Annotated in this window: 18 protein-coding genes; 7 read left to right on the top strand and 11 right to left on the bottom strand. The window is 70.8% G+C overall.

The annotated features are described in order from the left end of the window. Positions 1-90: 90 nt before the first annotated feature. The gene (locus tag CCN37_RS14100) at positions 91-636 is read right to left on the bottom strand and encodes a hypothetical protein (RefSeq protein WP_086821202.1); all 546 of its coding nucleotides are present in this window, start codon (positions 634-636) and stop codon (positions 91-93) included. Beyond that, a complete protein-coding gene (locus CCN37_RS14095) occupies positions 633-1,403 on the bottom strand; it encodes a carboxylesterase (RefSeq protein WP_086821201.1) in 771 nt (256 codons plus the stop codon). Before CCN37_RS14095 ends, CCN37_RS14100 begins: the two co-directional genes overlap by 4 nt. A 186-nt stretch (positions 1,404-1,589) precedes the next feature. Here CCN37_RS14095 and CCN37_RS14090 point away from each other — a divergent pair, with 186 nt between their 5' ends. From CCN37_RS14090 to CCN37_RS14080, 3 genes are all read left to right on the top strand, one after another. Beyond that, positions 1,590-2,318 carry a 1-acyl-sn-glycerol-3-phosphate acyltransferase gene (locus CCN37_RS14090; RefSeq protein WP_086821200.1) on the top strand — a complete coding sequence of 243 codons (729 nt, stop codon included), beginning with the start codon at positions 1,590-1,592 and terminating at the stop codon, positions 2,316-2,318. 21 nt (positions 2,319-2,339) lie between these two features. After that, a complete protein-coding gene (locus CCN37_RS14085; protein WP_086821199.1) occupies positions 2,340-2,828 on the top strand; it encodes a polyadenylate-specific 3'-exoribonuclease AS in 489 nt (162 codons plus the stop codon). A gap of 212 nt (positions 2,829-3,040) precedes the next feature. Beyond that, entirely contained in the window at positions 3,041-4,066 is a 1,026-nt protein-coding gene (locus CCN37_RS14080; protein WP_086821198.1) for a 6-phosphofructokinase, read from the top strand. A 143-nt stretch (positions 4,067-4,209) separates the two neighbouring features. On the opposite strand, the gene CCN37_RS14075 is transcribed toward CCN37_RS14080, so the two are convergent. From CCN37_RS14075 to CCN37_RS14060, 4 genes are all read right to left on the bottom strand, one after another. Continuing rightward, the gene (locus CCN37_RS14075; protein ID WP_086821197.1) at positions 4,210-4,542 is read right to left on the bottom strand and encodes a hypothetical protein; all 333 of its coding nucleotides are present in this window, start codon (positions 4,540-4,542) and stop codon (positions 4,210-4,212) included. Positions 4,543-4,764: 222 nt separating this feature from the next. Beyond that, entirely contained in the window at positions 4,765-4,950 is a 186-nt protein-coding gene (locus CCN37_RS14070) for a hypothetical protein (RefSeq protein WP_086821196.1), read from the bottom strand. Between the two features lie 127 nt (positions 4,951-5,077). After that, positions 5,078-6,415 (bottom strand): pyridine nucleotide-disulfide oxidoreductase, encoded by a 1,338-nt coding sequence (locus CCN37_RS14065; protein ID WP_086821195.1) that lies wholly within the window; start codon positions 6,413-6,415, stop codon positions 5,078-5,080. Positions 6,416-6,501: 86 nt separating this feature from the next. Then, positions 6,502-7,533 carry a DUF2891 domain-containing protein gene (locus CCN37_RS14060; RefSeq protein ID WP_086821194.1) on the bottom strand — a complete coding sequence of 344 codons (1,032 nt, stop codon included), beginning with the start codon at positions 7,531-7,533 and terminating at the stop codon, positions 6,502-6,504. Between the two features lie 137 nt (positions 7,534-7,670). Here CCN37_RS14060 and CCN37_RS14055 point away from each other — a divergent pair, with 137 nt between their 5' ends. Next, the gene (locus CCN37_RS14055) at positions 7,671-9,059 is read left to right on the top strand and encodes a class II 3-deoxy-7-phosphoheptulonate synthase (protein WP_086821193.1); all 1,389 of its coding nucleotides are present in this window, start codon (positions 7,671-7,673) and stop codon (positions 9,057-9,059) included. A gap of 70 nt (positions 9,060-9,129) precedes the next feature. Here CCN37_RS14055 and CCN37_RS14050 read toward each other — a convergent pair whose 3' ends face one another. After that, positions 9,130-9,468: a hypothetical protein gene (locus CCN37_RS14050; RefSeq protein ID WP_086821192.1), complete on the bottom strand. Its 339-nt coding sequence runs from the start codon at positions 9,466-9,468 to the stop codon at positions 9,130-9,132. A gap of 219 nt (positions 9,469-9,687) precedes the next feature. Further along, positions 9,688-11,736: a Stk1 family PASTA domain-containing Ser/Thr kinase gene (gene pknB, locus CCN37_RS14045; protein WP_246843032.1), complete on the bottom strand. Its 2,049-nt coding sequence runs from the start codon at positions 11,734-11,736 to the stop codon at positions 9,688-9,690. A gap of 92 nt (positions 11,737-11,828) precedes the next feature. Here pknB and CCN37_RS14040 point away from each other — a divergent pair, with 92 nt between their 5' ends. Then, on the top strand, positions 11,829-12,194 hold the full coding sequence (locus CCN37_RS14040; RefSeq protein ID WP_210408014.1) for an Rv2175c family DNA-binding protein: 366 nt from the start codon (positions 11,829-11,831) through the stop codon (positions 12,192-12,194). Between the two features lie 78 nt (positions 12,195-12,272). Here CCN37_RS14040 and mptB read toward each other — a convergent pair whose 3' ends face one another. After that, positions 12,273-13,886, bottom strand: coding sequence for a polyprenol phosphomannose-dependent alpha 1,6 mannosyltransferase MptB (gene mptB / locus CCN37_RS14035; protein ID WP_246843031.1), 1,614 nt, complete (start codon positions 13,884-13,886; stop codon positions 12,273-12,275). Between the two features lie 70 nt (positions 13,887-13,956). Further along, entirely contained in the window at positions 13,957-15,069 is a 1,113-nt protein-coding gene (locus tag CCN37_RS14030; RefSeq protein ID WP_246843030.1) for a polyprenyl synthetase family protein, read from the bottom strand. A gap of 212 nt (positions 15,070-15,281) precedes the next feature. Between CCN37_RS14030 and metF the strand changes: the two genes are divergently transcribed. Continuing rightward, positions 15,282-16,193 carry a methylenetetrahydrofolate reductase [NAD(P)H] gene (gene metF, locus CCN37_RS14025; RefSeq protein ID WP_086821189.1) on the top strand — a complete coding sequence of 304 codons (912 nt, stop codon included), beginning with the start codon at positions 15,282-15,284 and terminating at the stop codon, positions 16,191-16,193. Here metF and CCN37_RS14020 read toward each other — a convergent pair whose 3' ends face one another. Beyond that, positions 16,194-16,868: a DUF3153 domain-containing protein gene (locus CCN37_RS14020; protein WP_168200660.1), complete on the bottom strand. Its 675-nt coding sequence runs from the start codon at positions 16,866-16,868 to the stop codon at positions 16,194-16,196. 166 nt (positions 16,869-17,034) lie between these two features. On the opposite strand from CCN37_RS14020, the gene CCN37_RS14015 reads away from it, so the two are divergent. Then, the gene (locus CCN37_RS14015) at positions 17,035-18,717 is read left to right on the top strand and encodes a DUF885 domain-containing protein (protein WP_086821246.1); all 1,683 of its coding nucleotides are present in this window, start codon (positions 17,035-17,037) and stop codon (positions 18,715-18,717) included. Positions 18,718-18,774 lie beyond the last annotated feature (57 nt).

Raw genomic sequence — 18,774 nt, 5'->3', positions numbered from 1 at the left:
CCGATCTCACCGTGTTGGCCCACGGCGCGTGAGCCTGCTCTCAGCCTGGCGGCGGAGCCCGGTGCGCTCCGGGCCATGCTGCGTAGTGGTCTAGACCTGTGCGCCGTCGTCCCAGCCGGAGTCCGGCGGGGGTCCCTTGCGCATCCGCAGCACCAGCCAGCCGATGCCGCCGCTGATCGCCAGCAGCGCCAGCGGGGTCGCCGAGCCCGCCGCCATGCCGAGCAGGTTCGGCGCGATCAGCAGCAGCGCCCCGACGCAGAACAGGGCGAGCGCGCCGAGGGTCGCCGGGCGCAGCGGGGGCAGGGGCGGCGGGTCCGGCGGCACGAAGTGGTCGTCGATCGACGAGGCCGAAGACCCGCTCGCGGGGCCCGGAGGTCCGCTCGCCGGGTCGAGGGGCGAGCTCGAGGACCTGCTCGCGGCCTCGGGCGTCGAATCCGGCGACCCGCTCGTGGAGCCCGGGTCCGGTTCCACGTCCGGCTTCGGGGTCCTGCCCTTCCTCCCGGCCTTCTTCTCGGTCTCGGCGTCGCTGTCGGGCCAGTCGGCGGAGACCCCCTCGCGTTGCAGTCCGGCCACGATCGCGGCGAACGCGGCGTCGACGTCCTCGGGACCGCCGGTCTCCTCGGCCTTCTTGCTCAAGCAGCCTCCCCCACCCTGGACTCGTGCACGCGGCGCGCGAACTCCGTGCTGGCCGCGAAGATCGTCGGAGCGTCGTGGTCGAGCGTGGCGACGTGGTAGCTGTCCGGCAGCACGACCTCGGTCACGTCCTCGCTGGTCACGCCATCCAGCAGAATTCGCGAGCTGACCGCGGGCACCACCGGGTCGACGGCCGAGCGGAACAGCAGCAAAGGCTGCTGCACGCGGGCCAGGTCGCCGCGGACCACGCCCCACAGCTGTTGCAGGCTCGCCGCCGCGCGCAGCGGGGTGCGGTCGTAGGCGACCTCGTGCACCCCGGGCTTGGCGATGTTGTCGGCGACGCCCGCCACCGACGGCAACACCTTGGACAGCAGCGGTACCAGGCCCGCTCCGCGCTTGAGCGTGGTGAGCGACGGGTTGACCAGTGCGAGCCCGGCCACCTCAGCCCCGTGCCGCTGGGCGAGCCGCAACGCCAGGGTCCCGCCCATCGACAGGCCGAAGACGAAGGTCGAGCGGCACCGCGCCGACAGCTGGCCGAAGTGCGTGTCCACCCGGTCGTACCAGTGCTGCCACCGGGTGCGGTTCATGTCCTGCCACCGCGTCCCGTGCCCCGGCAGCAGCGGCACCCGCACCGAGAAGCCCTCGGCGGCCAGGTGCTCCGCCCAGGGCCGCATGCTGTGCGGCGTTCCGGTGAAACCGTGGCAGAGCAGCACACCGATGTCGTCGGAGCCCTCGTGAGCGAAGGGCTCCGCACCGGTCAGCACGGGCACGATGGCCTCCCTGTCTTGCTGGGGACGGTGGCGAGACGCCGACCTCCATAGTCCCACGCGGCACCGACGGTGCGGCAGATCTCATCGAGTTGGGCACTGTGGTTGGCTGTGCCGCGTTGTGTTCGGTAAGGAACGCTCCGTAGGCTGGCGCGTCACGCTGAGGGCAGGGAGGAGGCGGTCTTCGCAGTGCTCTACTGGCTGATGAAGTACGTCTTTCTGGGACCGCTGCTGCGGTTGTTCTTCCGGCCGACCATCGAGGGGTTGGAGAACGTGCCGCGCAAGGGCGGCGCGATTCTCGCGAGCAACCACCTCGCGGTCGCCGACTCGTTCTTCCTGCCGCTGATGGTCCCGCGCCGGGTGACCTTCCTGGCGAAGCGCGAGTACTTCACCGGCAAGGGGATCAAGGGCCGCTTCAAGAAGGCGTTCTTCAGCGGGGTGGGCCAGGTGCCCATCGACAGGGCCAGCGCCGCCGCGGCGCAGGACGCGCTGGACACCGGCGTGCGGCTGCTGCGCGAGGGCCACCTGCTCGGCATCTACCCGGAGGGCACGCGCTCGCCGGACGGCCGCCTCTACAAGGGCAAGATCGGCGTGGCCAGGATGGCGATGGAGGCCGGGGTCCCGGTCATCCCCGTGGTCATGGTCGGCACCGACAAGGCCAACCCCATCGGCTCCAAGATGTGGCGCCCGCACCGCATCCGCATCGTGATCGGCGAGCCGCTGGACTTCAGCCGCTACGACGGGCTCGGCGGCGACCGCTTCGTGGAGCGCTCGGTCACCGACGAGATCATGTACGCGCTGATGGAGATGTCCGGCCAGGAGTACGTCGACGTCTACGCGGCCAAGGTGAAGGACCCCGTGCCGCCCCGGCAGCGCAAGCCCGCCGCCGACCGGGTACCGGGGGCCAAGGCGGGCTGAGCGGACTCTAGAGTCCCTGCGGTGCGGTTTTTCTACGACACCGAGTTCATCGAGGACGGCGTGACGATCGACCTGGTGTCGATCGGCGTCGTTGACGAGCGGGGCCGCGAGTTCTACGCGGTGTCCACCGAGTTCGACCCCGACCGGGCCGGGTTGTGGGTGCGGCAGAACGTGCTGGACAAGCTGCCCCCGCCCGCCGATCCCGCGTGGCGCAGCCGCAAGCAGATCCGCGACGACCTGCTGGACTTCCTCAACGAGCCCGGCGAGGACATCGAGCTGTGGGCCTGGTTCGCCGCCTACGACCACGTCGCGCTCGCGCAGCTGTGGGGCGCCATGCCCGCGCTGCCCAGGGAGATCCCGCGCTACACCAAGGACCTGCGGCAGCGCTGGGAGGACCTCAGGCGCCCGCGCCTGACCCCGCCGCCCGCCGACGCGCACTCCGCGCTGGCCGACGCCCGGCACAACCTGGTCCGCTGGAAGATCATGGAACCCCTCTGGAAGCGCGGCTGAGCCCCAGGCCCCGTCTGGCAGGTCCGTGTTCGCGATAGCCGGGCCGCTGTGGCCAGACTTCGACCTGCGGCCGGGGCAGACTCTCCTCGAACGAGACCCACCAGGCAGGCCCCAACTGGGACCCGCCTTGCTGCACCGATCCAGCTCCTGAAAGGCTGAGCGCGACGACGGTCACACTCTGCGCGCATCCGGCGCAGCGAGGAGGCGATGAAATGCGCATCGGCGTGCTCACCGGCGGCGGGGACTGCCCCGGCCTCAACGCGGTCATCCGCGCGGTCGTCCGCAAGGGCGTCGAGGTCTACGGGCATGACTTCGTCGGCTTCCGCAACGGGTGGAAGGGCCCGATCGAGGGGCACACCCGCCCGCTCGGGCTCGACCAGGTCGAGGACATCCTGACCAGGGGCGGCACCATCCTGGGGTCCTCGCGGACCAACCCGTACAAGGTCGACGGCGGCGTCGACGCGATCCGCAAGACCCTCGCCGAGCAGCAGGTCGACGCGCTCATCGCGATCGGCGGCGAGGACACCCTGGGCGTCGCCAAGAAGCTCACCGACGACGGCATCGGCGTCGTCGGCGTGCCGAAGACGATCGACAACGACCTCGGTGCCACCGACTACACCTTCGGCTTCGACACCGCGGTGCACATCGCCACCGAGTCCATCGACCGGCTGCGCACCACCGCCGAGTCGCACCACCGCGCGCTCGTCGTGGAGGTCATGGGCAGGCACGCGGGCTGGATCGCGCTGCACTCCGGCCTCGCCGGTGGCGCCAACGTGATCCTGGTGCCGGAGAAGAAGTTCAGCGTCGACAAGGTCGTGGAGTGGGTGCAGCGCCGCTTCGAGCGCGAGTACGCCCCGATCATCGTCGTCGCCGAGGGCGCCATGCCGCAGGACGGGGCCGAGGTCCTGGTCAGCGGTGAGAAGGACGCGTTCGGCCACGTGCGCCTCGGTGGCATCGGCACCTGGCTCGCCGACGAGATCGCCGCGCGCACCGGCAAGGAGTCCCGCGCCGTCGTGCTCGGCCACACCCAGCGCGGTGGCACCCCCACCGCCTACGACCGAGTGCTGGCCACCCGCTTCGGCCTGCACGCGGTGGACGCGGTCAACGACGGCGACTTCGGCGTCATGGTCGCGTTGCGCGGCACCGACATCGTCCGCGTCAAGCTCTCCGAGGCGACCGCCGAACTGAAGACGGTCCCGACCGAGCGCTACGCCGAGGCCGAGGTCTTCTTCGGCTGATCTCAGGCACTCGCCCCAACCCCGAACGACCCGTTCAGTGCGCTCAACGCGCTGAACGGGTCGTTCGGTGCTTTCAGGGGTAAGACCCGCGTCGTCCGGATCGGGAAATGATCTCCAACGCGTTGTTCTCCTGTCGAAGCGATTTAGTCAGGCAGGTCGTAATCGGCGCTCTTGGCCACCCACGTGGCAGGGCACTTGGCTTCTGCAGAGTTCCCCTTCTGAGTCCAATCGCTGTAGAAGACCTGCCAGGCACCGTGCGTCGACTCGCAGCGGACGCCCACGCGGAACGCGACGTCGTAGCACTTCCCACCGGCTCTGTCGCTGAGGCGCCAGATCGGGTCGCAGTTCGCCATCTGGCGGACGGTGGGCTCCGCCCCGGTGGTCGCGCTGTCGGCGAAGGCGGTTCCGCCACCCATGGTGATCAGGGCTCCGACGACGGGCAGGATGGCAAGGGACTTCCTCATCGACGTCTTCACTGTTCTCCTCGATCAGTCCGGCTCGACGGCCCGATGGTTGTTGCGCCATCGTCACGGCGGCCATCACTTTCAGAGCTGGGTGAAGTCCCACGCCTTCAAAGAATTCGATGCCCACCTTTGCTTTGTGGGCACCTCTCCATTTCCCGCGCGCCAATGACCCGTTTGGTGCGTTGAGGTACCTGAATGAGTCATTCAGGTACCTCAACGCCCCGAATGAGTCATTCAGGGCGAAGACCGCTGCCTCAGCCGGGTGGGCAGCACGGTGCCGGTGACCGCGACGTCGACCCGCCCCGCACGGCGCCCGACCTCGGGCACGGCGACGAGCGAACGGCGGTAGGCCAGGGTGTTCGCGCTGAAGGTGCGCGCGCGCCTCGCCGGATCTCCTTCGCCAGCACTGGAATCGGCCACCTGCCCGCGCCATCGCGCCGACCCCGAAGCGGTAAACGCGACATGGGCGGGCCAGCTCTGGTCGGTCGGGCGGAGGGCGAGTCTCGAAGCCGTTGGCCACGCGGCAAAGCACTCGCTCCGCTGCCCTTTACGGCTGCACGGGGATCAGCTCATCGCGCGAGATCGCCAGCATCTCCTCGCGCGAGACGACCTTGATCCGTTCCCGGCCGCGCGCGTCACCGAGCCGCAGCTCGTGCACGTCCAGCCGGTTCCAGCCCTCGTGCGTGGTGTAGCGGATGTCCCTGCGCTCCAACAGTTCCAGCACCGCGGCGGGGTCCGGCTCGGGCGCGGTGCGCAGCGTCGGCAGGTCGGCGAGCAGGCTGCCGATCGTCTCCAGCGCGTCGCCCTTGGTGTGCCCGATCAGCCCGACCGGCCCGCGCTTGATCCAACCCGTGACGTAGCAGCCCGACAGCGGCTGGCCGTCTTGGTCCAGCACGCGGCCCGCGTCGTGCGGCACCGTGCCGGAGGAGTGGTCGAACGGCAGGTCCGCCAGGTGCGAGCCGAGGTAGCCGACCGCGCGGTACACGGCCTGCACGTCCCAGTCGTGGAACACGCCCGTGCCGCGCGCGCCGCCGTTGCCGTCCAGCTCCATGCGCTCGGTGCGCAGACCCGTCACCCCGTCGGCGCCGAGGACTTCGACGGGCCGGTGCAGGAAGTGCAGGTGCAGCCGCCTCGGACGGTTCCCGGGATCGCGGATCGCCCAGTCCTGCAAGGTCTTCACGACCTGGCGCACCTGGTTGCTGGAGTGGATCGCGGCCATGCTGCCGTCGTCGAACTCGATGTCCTCCGGGTGCACCAGGACCTCGACGCTGGGCGAGTGGTCCAGCTCGCGCAGCTCCAGCGGCGTGAACTTCGCCTGCGCCGGACCGCGCCTGCCGAAGACGTGCACGTCGGTGACCTGGCTCGCGGCGAGGCCCCGGTAGACGTTGTCGGGGATCTCCGTGGACAGCAGCTCGTCGGCGGGCTTGGCGAGGATGCGCGCCACGTCCAGCGCCACGTTGCCCACCCCCAGCACCGCAACGCCGCGCGCGGTCAGCGGCCAGTCGCGCGGCACGTCGGGGTGCCCGTCGTACCAGGACACGAAGTCCGCGCCGCCGTAGCTGCCCGGCAGCTCGATGCCCGGGATGTCGAGGTCGCGGTCCTTGGCAGCGCCCGTGGAGAAGATCACCGCGTCGTAGTGCCGACGCAGGTCCTCCAGCGTGATGTCCAGGCCGTAGTGCACGTTGCCCAGCAGGCGGATCTCCGGCTTCTCCAGCACGCGCTGCAACGCGTGCACGATCTGCTTGATCCTCGGGTGGTCCGGCGCGACGCCGTACCTGATCAGACCGTAGGGCGCGGGCAGCCGCTCGAAGAGGTCGATGCTGACCGGGGTGTCGGATTTGGTCAGGATGTCCGCCGCGTAAATACCGGCGGGACCGGCTCCCACGATGGCGATCCGCAGCGGGCGACGCTGATGAGCACTCACGCCGCCAAGGTTAGCCTTACCTAAGCTCCGCGTCGGTGTGGGTCTGCTTACAGCGCCCCGACGTCCAGGTAGGCGGCGAAGGTGCCCAGCCAGTGGTCGGCCGCGTAGCCGTAGCCGAACACGTAGCGCCAGCCGTCCTCGGCGTGCGTGCGGGCCGCCTCATCGGCGATGCCGCGATACGGGTGCTCAGCGGGCAGGACGGCGGCCAGCGAGCGCCACGCGGCGGCCCTGGACAGCATCAGGCCGGAGATGTGCGAGCCGTGCGGGTCGGACGGGTCGTCGACCGGCACCGGCTCGCGCAGCACGCTCCACCGCGGCGCGTCGAGGTCGGGCAGGAACGCCGCGAGCCAGTCGAGGAACGCGGGCTCGGGAAGCACGCGCCGCATCACGTCGATCTCCGTCAACGCGGGGGAGAGGAAATCCGACGCGTTCGGCTCGAAGCCGCCGTAGCCCGCGTCCGCGCCGTACCACCGCACCACCGCGGCCGTGGTCGCGTCGACCAGCTCGGTGTCACCGACCGCCCGCGCGGAGTCCAGCACCAAGCCCGCCGCGAACGCGGTGTTGGAGTGCACGCCGCTGCGCACCGGCCACCGCGCCTTGCCCGTCCACTCCAGCCAACGTGCGCGCAACACCTCCGTCAACGGGCGCAGGGCGTCCGCCCACGTGCCAGCGCGCTCACCGCCCAGCTGCGCCGCCCACAGCCGAAGTTCGGCGTCGAGCACGAACAGCCACGCCCAGCCATAGGGGCGCTCCCAGTAGCCACCGCGCGGACCTCGGAAGAACTCGGCCTCCTTCTCGCAGCCCTCGACGGTCAGCAGGCTGTCGAGCACATCGGCTGCGCGCGCCGCCTCGGCCAGGGCCGGACGCAGCCGCAGCAAGCGGACGATCAGCCACGTCTGGTGCACGCAGGAGTGCCAGTCGTAGCTGCGCGCGAACACCGGGTGCAGCTCGCTCTGCGGGACCAGCTCCTCGTCGGAGGAGATCAGGTGCGTCCAGTGCACCGGGTGGTCGCGCAGCACGTTCTCCAGCGCCACCGAGAGCAGCCTGGCGGCGGTGTCGTCGTCCAGTCGTGAGGCCATGAAAAACCATCCTGCCCCGCCCCGTGCGCGCCCACAGCACCCGATCGGCCGCACGCGAGCCGGATTCACCCCTTCCCAGCTGGTGGAACCGGAGTACCGATAGCCAGGAGATAGGCGTCACGCCGTAGGCTTGTTGGGTGAACTGGACCGTGGATGTGCCGGTCGACACGCTGCCCGAGCTGCCCCCGTTGCCGCCGGAGCTCCGTGCTCGGCTCGATGACGCCTTGTCGCGTCCTGCCGCTCAACAACCCGAGTGGCCGAATCCCGAGCAGGCCCGCAACGTGCGGACCGTTCTGGAGAGCGTCCCCCCGATCACCGTTCCCGCCGAGGTCGACCGCCTCCGCGAGCGGCTGTCGGAGGTGGCGCAGGGCCGGGCGTTCCTGCTGCAGGGCGGGGACTGCGCGGAGACCTTCGTCGACAACACCGAACCCCACATCAGGGCGAACATGCGCGCCCTGTTGCAGATGTCGGTCGTGCTGACCTACGGCGCGAGCATGCCGGTGGTGAAGGTCGGCCGGATCGCGGGCCAGTACGCCAAGCCGCGCTCCTCGGCCACCGACTCCCTCGGCCTGCCGTCCTACCGCGGCGACATGATCAACTCGATCGTGGCCAGCCCGGAGGCCAGGGTCAACGACCCCTCGCGGATGGTCCGCGCCTACGCCAACGCCAGCGCCGCGATGAACCTCCTGCGCGCGCTGACCAGCTCCGGCGTCGCCGATCTGCGCCGGGTGCACGACTGGAACAAGGACTTCGTCCGCACCTCGCCGGCCGGTGAGCGCTACGAGGCGCTGGCCACCGAGATCGACCGCGGCATGCGCTTCATGTCCGCGTGCGGGGTCGACGCCTACCCGCTGCACACCGTGGAGATCTACGCCAGCCACGAGGCGCTGGTGCTGGACTACGAGCGGGCCATGCTGCGGCTGGAGAACTCCGGCGCGCAGTCCAAGCTCTACAACCTCTCCGCGCACTTCCTGTGGATCGGTGAGCGCACCCGCCAGCTCGACGGCGCGCACATCGCCTTCGCCGAGCTGCTGGCCAACCCGATCGGGTTGAAGATCGGCCCGACCACCACGCCCGAGCAGGCCGTGGAGTACGTCGAGCGGCTCGACCCGCGCAACGAGCCCGGCAGGCTGACGCTGATCAGCCGGATGGGCAACGGCAAGGTCCGCGACGTGCTGCCGGCGATCATCGAGAAGGTCACCGCCTCCGGCCACCAGGTCATCTGGCAGTGCGACCCGATGCACGGCAACACCCACGAGGCCAGCACCGGCTACAAGACCCGGCACTTCGACCGGATCGTGGACGAGGTGCAGGGCTTCTTCGAGGTGCACCGCGCGCTGGGCACCCACCCCGGCGGCATCCACATTGAGCTGACCGGTGAGGACGTCACCGAGTGCCTGGGCGGCGCCCAGGAGATCTCCGACATCGACCTCGCCGGCCGCTACGAGACGGCCTGCGACCCGAGGCTGAACACCCAGCAGTCGCTGGAGCTGGCCTTCCTCGTCGCCGAGATGCTGCGCTCCTGACCCGATTCACCAGAAAGGCCCGAATCCTCCCCTCAGAGGATTCGGGCCTTTCTGCCGTTGGGGTGTTCGCCTAGATCACGACGAAATGCCGGACAGCGGTCTCGGTCTCCCCGCCGCAGCCCATGACGGCCTCGTACACGCCCTGCTTCACCGACGGAAAGGTGATCGACCAGGTGCCGTTCGCGTAGCTCATCTTGCCGATCTCCTCGGGCTCGTGGCCGCCGACCGTGCTGTACCAGCCGTCCGCGGAGGGGGCCTCGGTGAAGCAGGCGCCGCTGATGGTCACCGAGCTCCCCGAAACGGAGACCTCCATCTCCGGCGGCAGGGCGTGACCGGTGCCGGTGGTCACCACCGCGAGCGACATCGCGCCGAGAACGCCGAGACCGAGCATGCGCTGAATCTTGCCCATTGTGGAATCTCTCCCGATGAGATTGTTGTGCCGGTCGAATCGTTGACCGGCGTGCTGACAAGGGGGAGATGCCGCGGTGAAGACGGAAGTTGGAGCAGAACTGCGTGTCGCGGATCACATGCGCAACTGTGGCTGTTCATCAGGGAAAACGCGTGGGAAGTGCGCCGAACTGAATTCACCGTTCGACGAGGGGCGAATGGTGAATTCAGTTCCGGGTGGTCAGAAGAGACAGGTGAGGATGACCTTGGTGCCGGGGCGGACCCGGGTGCCGGGGGCGGCGGACTGGCTGACGACGGTCGCGTCGTCACGGCCCCCTCCGGGCAGCACGTGCCGCACCTCGACGTCCAAGCCCTTCTCCCGCAACGCCTTCGCGGCGTCGCTGGCCTTCTGGTTGGTCACGTTCGGCACGGTGATGGCGTTGGACAGCATCACCTTCACCCGCCTGGAGGACTTCGAGTCCAGCTTCGTCCCCGCGGGCGGATCGGTCCGCGCCACGCGCCCCGTCTCGTAGTCGGCGCTGAAGTCCTGGCCGCCGTCCTCGGGCTCGAAGCCGAGCCTGCGCAGCTCGGCGTAGGCGGTCTCCCTGGTCATCCCCGCGACGGCGGGCACGGCGACGGGCGGCTTGCCCTTGGACAGCGCGATGGTGACGGGCGAGCCGACCTTCAGCTTCGTGCCCGGGTCGGGCAGGAGCTTGAGGACGAAGCCCTCCGGTATCTCCGCGCTGTAGTCGTTGGCGGAGGCGTTCTGCGCGGGCTGGAGCTTCGCCTCGCGGATCGCCTGCTCGGCGTCGGTGCGGCTCGCGCCCGCGACCACGCGCGGCACCTCGGGCAGCCCGCTGGAGACGACGAGCGTGACCTCGTTGCCCCGCAACATCTTCGAGCCGCCCTGCGGGTTGGAGCTGATCACCTCGTCGATCGGCACCTCGTCGTGCGGCTCGTGCACCACCTTCGCGACGAGGTCCGCGGCGCGCAGCCGTTCCTGCGCCTTGACCAGGGTCTGCCCGGCGAGCACCGGCACGTCGGTGAAGCGCCCCGAGGCCAGCCACCACGCCGTCCCGCCGACCCCGGCCACGAGCACCGTGATCACGATCGACCAGATCAGCGCGAGCCGTCTGCCGCGCGCCCGGTCGCGTTCGCGCTTGGAGGGCTGCCGCTGCGTCGGCTCGTCGAGCTCGGGCTCGGCAGCCTGCGGGCGCTGGGGCATCGCGGGCAGGTCGGAGCGGTTCATCGTCCGCGTGCCCATCGGACCCGCGCTGGTGGGCTGCTGCCGCGGCTTCACCACGGTCGGACCATCTGTGTAGTCCGTGATGGCGGTGATCTGCTCGGTCGGCGGATCGTCGTCGCGCGCGGGCTTGTAGGACGGCAGCTTGGCCGCGACCTTGCTCGGCGGGACGGGGACCGGCACCGGGTGGATGCCGAGCGCGGAGCGCACGCGGCGCAGCTCGGTGAGGAACGCCGTGGCGTCGGAGGGCCGCACGGACGGGTCGCGCCGGGTCGCCCGCACGACCAGCTCGTCGAGCTCGGCGGGGATGCCCTGGCGCAGGGTGCTCGGCGCGGGCACGTCGTTGTTCACGTGGCGGTAGGCCACCGAGAGCGCGGTGTCGCCGGTGTAGGGAGGTGCGCCGGTCAGCATCTCGAAGAGCACCAGACCGGCCGAGTACACGTCGCTGCGCGCGTCGGCGGCGCCGGTGGCGACCTGCTCCGGCGCGAGGTAGGCGACCGTGCCGAGGATGACGCTGTCGCTGGTGGTCCCCGCGCCCGCGATCGCCTTCACCAGGCCGAAATCGCCCACCTTGACGGTGCCGCCGCGCCCGATGAGCACGTTCTCCGGCTTGATGTCGCGGTGCACCAGCGCGGCCTCGTGCGCGGCGGCGAGCGCGGCCAGGATCGGCTCCAGCACGCTCAGCGCCAGCGGGATCGGCAGCTCGCCCCGCTCGTGCAGCACGTCGCGCAGCGTCCCGCCCTCGATGTACTCCATGACGAGGTAGGCGAGCTCGCCGTCCTCGCGGTGGTCCACACCCTGGTCGTAGACGCCGACGATGCTCGGGTGGTGCAGCCGCGCGGCCGTGCGCGCCTCGCGCTCCAGCCGGTCGAGGAAGGACCGGTCCCCGGACAGCCGGGAGTCCATCACCTTGATCGCGACTGGGCGCTCCAGGCGGGTGTCCAGGCCCAGGTAGACCGAGGACATGCCTCCGCGCGCGATCATGGTGTCGATGCGGTAGCGCCGCTCCAGCAGCGTCCCACCCAGTTCGGCACCCCTCGATTCCACAACGCTCGATGTTAGGCGGTCCCTCCGACACCCCCGCCCGCACCTCATGCCCTTGCGGCGTGCGCTTGCGCGTTGTGGCAGGCTGGACCGCTGTGAGTCAGATCCCTACCTCCCCGGATGTGCTCGACGCCGAGGTGGAGGTCCTGCCCCTTCCCGACGTCGCGGAACGCCTCGGCCTCGTGGTGACCCGGGTGCACCAGATGCTCAGGGACGGCCAGCTGCTCGCGGTGCGCCGCGACGGCGTCCGGGCCGTTCCCGCCGCCTTCCTCACCGACACCGGCGTGGTCAAGCACCTCAGCGGCACGGTGACTGTGCTGCGCGACGCCGGCTACGACACCGAGGAGATCCTGCGGTGGCTGTTCACCGCGGACGACACCCTCCCGGGAACGCCGATCGACGCGCTGCGCGGCGACCGCGGCCGTGAGGTGAAGCGCCGAGCACAGGCCCTCGCCTTCTAGTCCTTCCTCCCACCACACCAACGACAAACGGCGCCGTCCCCGCACGTGGGGACGGCGCCGTTCGGCTGTGTACGTGGGCTAGACGTGCGCGCCCTTGCCCCGCCTGGAGAACTTCAGCGGGTCCTGCCGCAGCAGCGAGGCCGCGGCCAGCCCCGCCAGCAGCACCAAGACGGCGACGTGCAGGTAGTTGTTGCTCGCCGCGTCACCGTCGGGGTAGCTGATCGCGATCTGGAAGGCCGAGCCGAAGACGATCACCGTCGAGGCCCACTCCGACAGCGGCAGCGCGGCGGCCAGCGCCAGCGCCAGCGTGAAGTACCAGGGGAACGTGGTCTGCAGCAGCACCGACATGCCCAGCATCACCAGCGCGGCCCGCCGGATGACGTTGGCCTCCTCGCCGTCGCGCGACTTCCACCACTGCCGCACGGCGATGTAGCCGAGCAGGGCCATGCCCAGGGTGCGCGCGGTGTTGTAGTAGAGGCTGTGGCTGGGGCTGTAGAACCAGCTCGCGATGCCGTGCGCCAGCTGGCCCGCCCCGGTCGGCAGCGAGGTCCAGTTGATCACCACGGAGTTGGCCGAGAGCGCGGGGATCCAGCCGAGGCCGACGTTGGCGACCAGCTGGCAGGCGGCGAAGGCGGCGAAGAACACCGCGGCCCCGGTGCCCGCCGCGCGGGTGAAGCGCGCCAGGTCGCTGCCCTTGAGGTGCCGGGCCCAGATCCACACCAGGAACGGCAGCACCACGACGGCCTGGATCTTGATGGCCGCGCCGAGCGTGACCAGGACGATGCCCAGCACGTGCTGGCGGCGCATCACCATCAGCGTTCCCGCGGCGAGCAGGCCGACCATCATCAGGTCGTTGTGCGGCCCGCCGACCAGGTGCACCACCACGAGCGGGTTGGCGACACCGATCCACAGCGCGACGGACGGGTTGCCACCGAGGCGCTCCGCGAGCCTGGGCAGCGTCCAGCACAGCAGCAGCAGGCCGCCGATGAGCGCGACGCGCATCAGCAGCACGCCCGCGATCATGTTGTGCCCGCTGATCGCCACGACGCCCTTGGCGATCAGGATGAACAGCGGCCCGTACGGGGCGGGGGTGGTCTGCCAGATCCACGCCACGTTCTCCGCGATCGGGCCGTCCAGCGCGGCCGGGCCGAGCGCGTAGGTGTCCAGCCCCTCCAGCGGCAGCAGGCCCTGGCCGAGGTAGCTGTAGACGTCCCTGGTGAACAGCGGCGGGCCGAGCATGACCGGCACGCACCACGCGCCGATCGCCAGCAGCACGCCCTTGCGGCCGACGCGGCCCGCGCGCACGTGCCTGCCCAGCCGCACCCAGGCCCAGACCAGCAGGCCCACGCCCAGGTAGACCACGAGCTCGGCCAGGTTCTTGCCGTGCCCGAAGCGGATCCAGGTCAGCGAGGTCCCGGACAGGATGGGGTCCCTGACCAGGATGCCGCCCGCCCCGAGGGCCCCGAGCGCCGCGAGGCAGGCGCCGATGACACCGAGCAGGATGGTGCGACTGGGAATCCCGGTGGCCGGTGCCGTCCGGGAGGTCCCCGAGGCTCCGGTGCCGGAGACGGCGACCGGGCCAGGGTGCGCGCGCTCGACTGGCCGCTCGGCGACCCGGGTGCGCCCCCCGGGTTCGCTCGAGTCCGGCTCGTCGCCGGGACCCGTGATGGGCGGAGAGGACATGGTGGACATCGCTGGCCATGGTCCCATAGCCCCAGGGAGCGCTTGTACGCAACGCCTCGCCCGGCGGCTCCGGCGACCGTCAGTAGCTGCGGTGGGTGACTTCCTGGGCGAGTTCACGCAGTCGGGTGACCGCGGCAGGCGTGATCGTCACCGATTCGAGGGCAGCCAGCCCGGAAGCGGTCAGCCGGTCGATCCGCTCCTCCACGGCGCGCACCGCGCCCAGCCGGATCAGCGCCGCCCGCACCCGCTCCAGCAGCCCGCCGTCCAGCTCCGGGACGCCCAGCGCGCTCTCGATCAGCTCCGCCGATGCCGTCTCGCCCGCCTTGTGCGCCAGCTCCAGCCCGTGCGCCACCAGCGGCGTCCGCTTGCCCTCGCGCAGGTCGTCGCCTGCGGGCTTGCCGGTGACCGCCGGGTCGCCGAACACCCCGAGCAGGTCGTCGCGCAGCTGGAAGGCGATGCCGACGTCCGCGCCGTAGCGCCGCAGCGCCGCGATCAGCTCCCGGTTCGCCCCGGCGATGGCAGCGCCGAAGTGCAGCGGCCGGTCCACGGTGTAGGCGGCGGTCTTGTAGCGGCTGACCTGCTCCGCGCTGTGCAGGTCGGTCGCGGCCCTCGCCTGGGCGAGCACGTCCAGGTACTGCCCGGCCAGGACCTCCGTGCGCATGCCGCGCCACGCCTCGTTCGTCCGCGCGAGCGCCTCCAGACTCAGGCCGGAGGAGCGCACCATGTCATCCGCCCATACCAGCGCCAGGTCGCCGAGCAGCAGCGCCGCCGAGAGCCCGAACCGCTCCGCGCTGCCCGACCAGCCCAGCTCGCGGTGCTTGGCGGCGAAGGCCACGTGCACCGTCGGCTGGCCCCTGCGCATGTCCGAGTCGTCCATCAGGTCGTCCTGCACCAGCGCGCACGCCTGGATCAGCTCCAGCGAGCTGACCGCGCGCAGCACCGGCACCACCGCGTCCAGGTCCTCCGGGTCGCCGCCCGCCGCGCGCCAGCCCCACCACGCGAAGGTGGGCCGGATGCGCTTGCCCCCGGAGGTCACGAAGTCGGAGAGCGCGCCGACCGCGCTGGCGAAGGCCCCGTCGATGTCGGCCGCCGTGCTCCGCTGCTGCCCCAGGAACACGCGGAGCTCGTGCTCCACGTGCGCGGTGAGCTTCGCGTCCACGTCGGAGAGCCGGTCTACCTGCTGTTCTAGCACTGAGACATCCTCTGCCTAGTGGTGGGCGACGGCCAAGTCGGGGTGTGACTCACTACTCCGGTGAACGAGGGGCACACAAGAGATGTCCCCCGTTATCGCCCACGTCACGCCAGGACGGCGACTCCTCGTTCTTCCGCACCCGTGGTTTGTACCTTCTTCCAGTTAGTGGAACTCCGTGTCCGACTATCGGGCACCGCGAGTAACCTTGACGCATGACGGCGGTGGTTGACCGGCTCCGCGTGAGCAGCGACAGTGATCGCCCGGTGTTCTCGGTGGAGTTCTTCCCGCCGAAGGACGCCGAGGCCGAGCGCCAGCTCTGGCGCGCCATCAGGGAGCTGGAACCGCTCGACCCCGCCTTCGTGTCGGTGACCTACGGCGCGGGCGGCTCCAGCCGCGACCGCACGATCCGGGTCACCGGGCGCATCGCGCAGGAGACCACGCTGACCCCGGTCGCGCACCTGACCGCGGTCAACCACTCGGTCGCCGAGCTGCGCAACGTCATCGGCTCCTACGCCTCGGTCGGCGTGCGCAACATCCTCGCGCTGCGCGGCGACCCGCCCGGCGACCCCAACGGCGAGTGGGTCAAGCACCCGCAGGGCCTGACCTACGCGGAGGAGCTGGTCCGGCTCATCCGCGGCCTCGGTGACTTCTGCGTCGGCGTCGCGGCCTACCCGTTCGGCCACCCGCGCTCCGCCGACCTGGACTCCGACGCCGAGTTCTTCGTGCGCAAGCTGCGCGCGGGCTCGCACTACGCGGTGTCGCAGATGTTCTTCCGCGTCGAGGACTTCCTGCGGCTGCGCGACCGCATCGCCGCGCGCGGGATCGACCTGGACGAGGTGCCGCTGCTGCCCGGGCTGATGCCGATCCGCTCGGTCAAGGGCATCCAGAAGATGGCCGAGATGGCCAACACCGAGATCCCGTCGGAGGTCATCGCCAGGGTCGAGCCGCACGCCGGTGACCTGGAGTCGGTGCGCGCGGTCGGCGTGGACATCGCCACCGAGCTCGCGGAGCGGCTGCTCGCCGAAGGGCTGAAGCAGCTGCACTTCTACACGATGAACCGGTCCAACTCGACCGTGCAGGTGCTCGACCGGCTCGGCCTGCTGCCCGCCCGCGCGCGGAACTAGCTAGGCGAGCGACAGGCGCAGTTCGCGGCGGTGGCCGGTGTAGGCCATGGCCATCACGATCACCGCAGCGAGGCCCGTCGCCCCGCCCACGATCAGCGCCCAGCGCACCCACGCCTCCGAGGTGGCGTCGGCGTAGCGGGCCAGCGCGTTCAGCTCGGTGACCTGTCCCGGTCTCGGTGACCAGGTGACCTCGTTGCCGCGCGCGCGGCCGTTGCCGCTGTTGACTTTGCCGGGGAAGGTGACCCTGATCTGCACGTCCGTGCGGTCGGGGGTCAGCTGCGTCAGGTCGACCGAGCCGGAGAGCGTCACGATCCCGCCCGAGCGCCGCAGGCTGAACTGGTACTTCCCGTTGTCACCGGTGGCGGTCGCGGACAACAGCCGCAGTTCCTCGAAGGTCAGCCCGGTGAAGGTCAGCTGCGAGCCGGTGAAGCCGTCCGCCGCCGTCGCCTTGGTGACCCGCGCCCTCCCGGTGAGCCCGGCGGGCACCACCAGCTGCGGCCCGGCGTCGCCCTCCCGCTGCGGCGCCGCGAGCACCTGGAGGTCGCCGGTGACGCGGTCGTCCTCGGCGACGGAGAGCGTCATCCGGGCCCGCACGCAGCCGCTGAGCAGCAGCACCCCGAGCAGCGCCAGCACGAGGACGGCGCGACTGTGTCTTCCTCGGAGTCGGGGCGGCACCCGGCACATCGTGCCAGCGGGGCAGGCCGCACAACACCCTCATCGAGGACTCTTGACCACACCTGCCGTCGGGTTTGCCGCACTCTTGAAGACTGTGAAACCTTCGGTTGCCGGGACGCTCTCGCGGCGGGGTTCGAGGACTCGCAGGTCGGGTAGCGTGCCGGTCATGCCAGCCAGCGTGATCAACCAGATCAGCGACGACTTCGTCGGCGACTACGCCGCGCTCGACCCCAACGCGGCGACCTACCTCGGGGTGCCCGGGCACGACCAGGACCTCACCGACTACTCCCCGGACGGCCACGCCGCGCGCGCCGAGCTGGCCGCGCGGGCGCTGCGGGAGATCGGCGCGGCCGAGCCCGCCTCGGACGCCGAGCGGCTGGCGAAGGCCGTCTTCCAGGAGCGCGTCGGCCTGGATGTGGAGCGGCACGAGGCCGGGCTGACCACGTCCTCGCTGAACGTCATCGACAGTCCGCTGCAGGCCCTGCGCCAGATCTTCGACCTGATGCCCACCGGGACCGCCGACGACTGGGCGGTGATCGCCTCCAGGCTGGCCAAGACCCCGGGCGCGCTGGCGGGTGTGCGCGCTTCGCTGCTGCACTCTGCTGACAAGGGCGAGATCTCCGCGATCCGTCAGGTCTCCGGCGTCGCCGAGCAGTGCGAGACCTGGGCGGGCCGTCGCGGCGGCACCTCCTTCTTCGCCAACATGATCGCCGCCGCTGACAAGGTGGACGGGGTCAGCGACGGGCTGCGTTCGGACCTGCGCGCCGCCGCCGAGGCCGCGTCCGCCGCGTACGGGGACTTCGCCGAGTTCCTCCGCGCGGACCTCGCGCCGAGGGCGCCCAAGCGCGACGCGGTCGGCGAGGACCGCTACCGCCTCGAATCGCGCTACTACACCGGCGCGAAGCTGGACCTGCGCGAGGCCTACGAGTGGGGCTGGGCGGAGTTCTCCCGCATCGAAGCCGAGATGAAGCAGGTCGCGAACCGCATCCGCCCCGGCGCCACGCTCGCCGAGACCGCCGCCGCGCTCGACGCCGACCCGCGTTACCGCGTGCACGGCCAGGACGCCCTCGCCGCGTGGATGCAGAAGCTCTCCGACACCGCGCTCACCGAGTTGCGCGACACGCACTTCGACATCCCCGAGCCGCTGATGCGCCTGGAGTGCAAGATCGCTCCGCCCGGCGGTGGCGTCGGCGCGTACTACACCGGCCCCACCGACGACTTCAGCCGCCCGGGCCGCATGTGGTGGTCGGTGCCCGCCGACCGCGCGGAGTTCTCGACCTGGCGCGAGGTCACCACCGTCTACCACGAGGGCGTCCCCGGCCATCACCTCCAGATCGCCACGGCGGTCCACCAGGCGGCCGAGCTGAACCGCTTCCAGCGCCTCATGTGCTGGGTGTCGGGCTACGGCGAGGGCTGGGCGCTGTACTCGGAGCGGCTCATGCGCGAGCTGGGCTACCTCGACGACGACGGCGACCTGCTGGGCATGCTGGACGCGCACCTGTTCCGCGCGGCGCGCGTGGTGGTGGACATCGGCATGCACCTGGAGCTGGAGATCCCGAAGGGCACCGGCTTCCACGAGGGCGAGCGCTGGAGTCCCGACCTTGGCCTGGAGTTCATGCTCACCCGCACGATCTCCGACCCCACGCACGTGCACGACGAGATCGACCGCTACCTGGGCTGGCCGGGTCAGGCCCCCTCCTACAAGCTCGGCGAGCGGCTGTGGCTGGCAGCGCGCGAGGAGGCCAAGTCGGCCCATGGCGCGGCGTTCGACCAGAAGTCCTTCCACACCAAGGCTTTGCGCGCCGGTGCGATGGGGCTGGACCTGCTCCGCGAGCAGATGATCGGCTGAGCGCGACTTTCGGCGGTGTCGGACGCGCCCTCCTTGATGTGAGATTGATTCATATCG

This window comes from Allokutzneria sp. NRRL B-24872 (assembly GCF_002155965.1).
Classification (GTDB): Bacteria; Actinomycetota; Actinomycetes; order Mycobacteriales; family Pseudonocardiaceae; genus Allokutzneria.
The sequence above is the reverse complement of the archived record's forward strand: the minus strand, read 5'-3'. Positions and strand labels throughout refer to the sequence as shown.

Excerpts from the sequence above, each read along its gene's own strand:
- CCN37_RS14080 (WP_086821198.1), top strand. The coding sequence starts at position 3,041 with ATGCGCATCGGCGTGCTCACCGGCGGCGGGGACTGCCCCGGCCTCAAC.
- CCN37_RS14060 (WP_086821194.1), bottom strand. The coding sequence starts at position 7,533 with ATGGCCTCACGACTGGACGACGACACCGCCGCCAGGCTGCTCTCGGTG.
- CCN37_RS14050 (WP_086821192.1), bottom strand. The coding sequence starts at position 9,468 with ATGGGCAAGATTCAGCGCATGCTCGGTCTCGGCGTTCTCGGCGCGATG.
- mptB (WP_246843031.1), bottom strand. The coding sequence starts at position 13,886 with ATGTCCACCATGTCCTCTCCGCCCATCACGGGTCCCGGCGACGAGCCG.
- metF (WP_086821189.1), top strand. The coding sequence starts at position 15,282 with ATGACGGCGGTGGTTGACCGGCTCCGCGTGAGCAGCGACAGTGATCGC.
- CCN37_RS14015 (WP_086821246.1), top strand. The coding sequence starts at position 17,035 with ATGCCAGCCAGCGTGATCAACCAGATCAGCGACGACTTCGTCGGCGAC.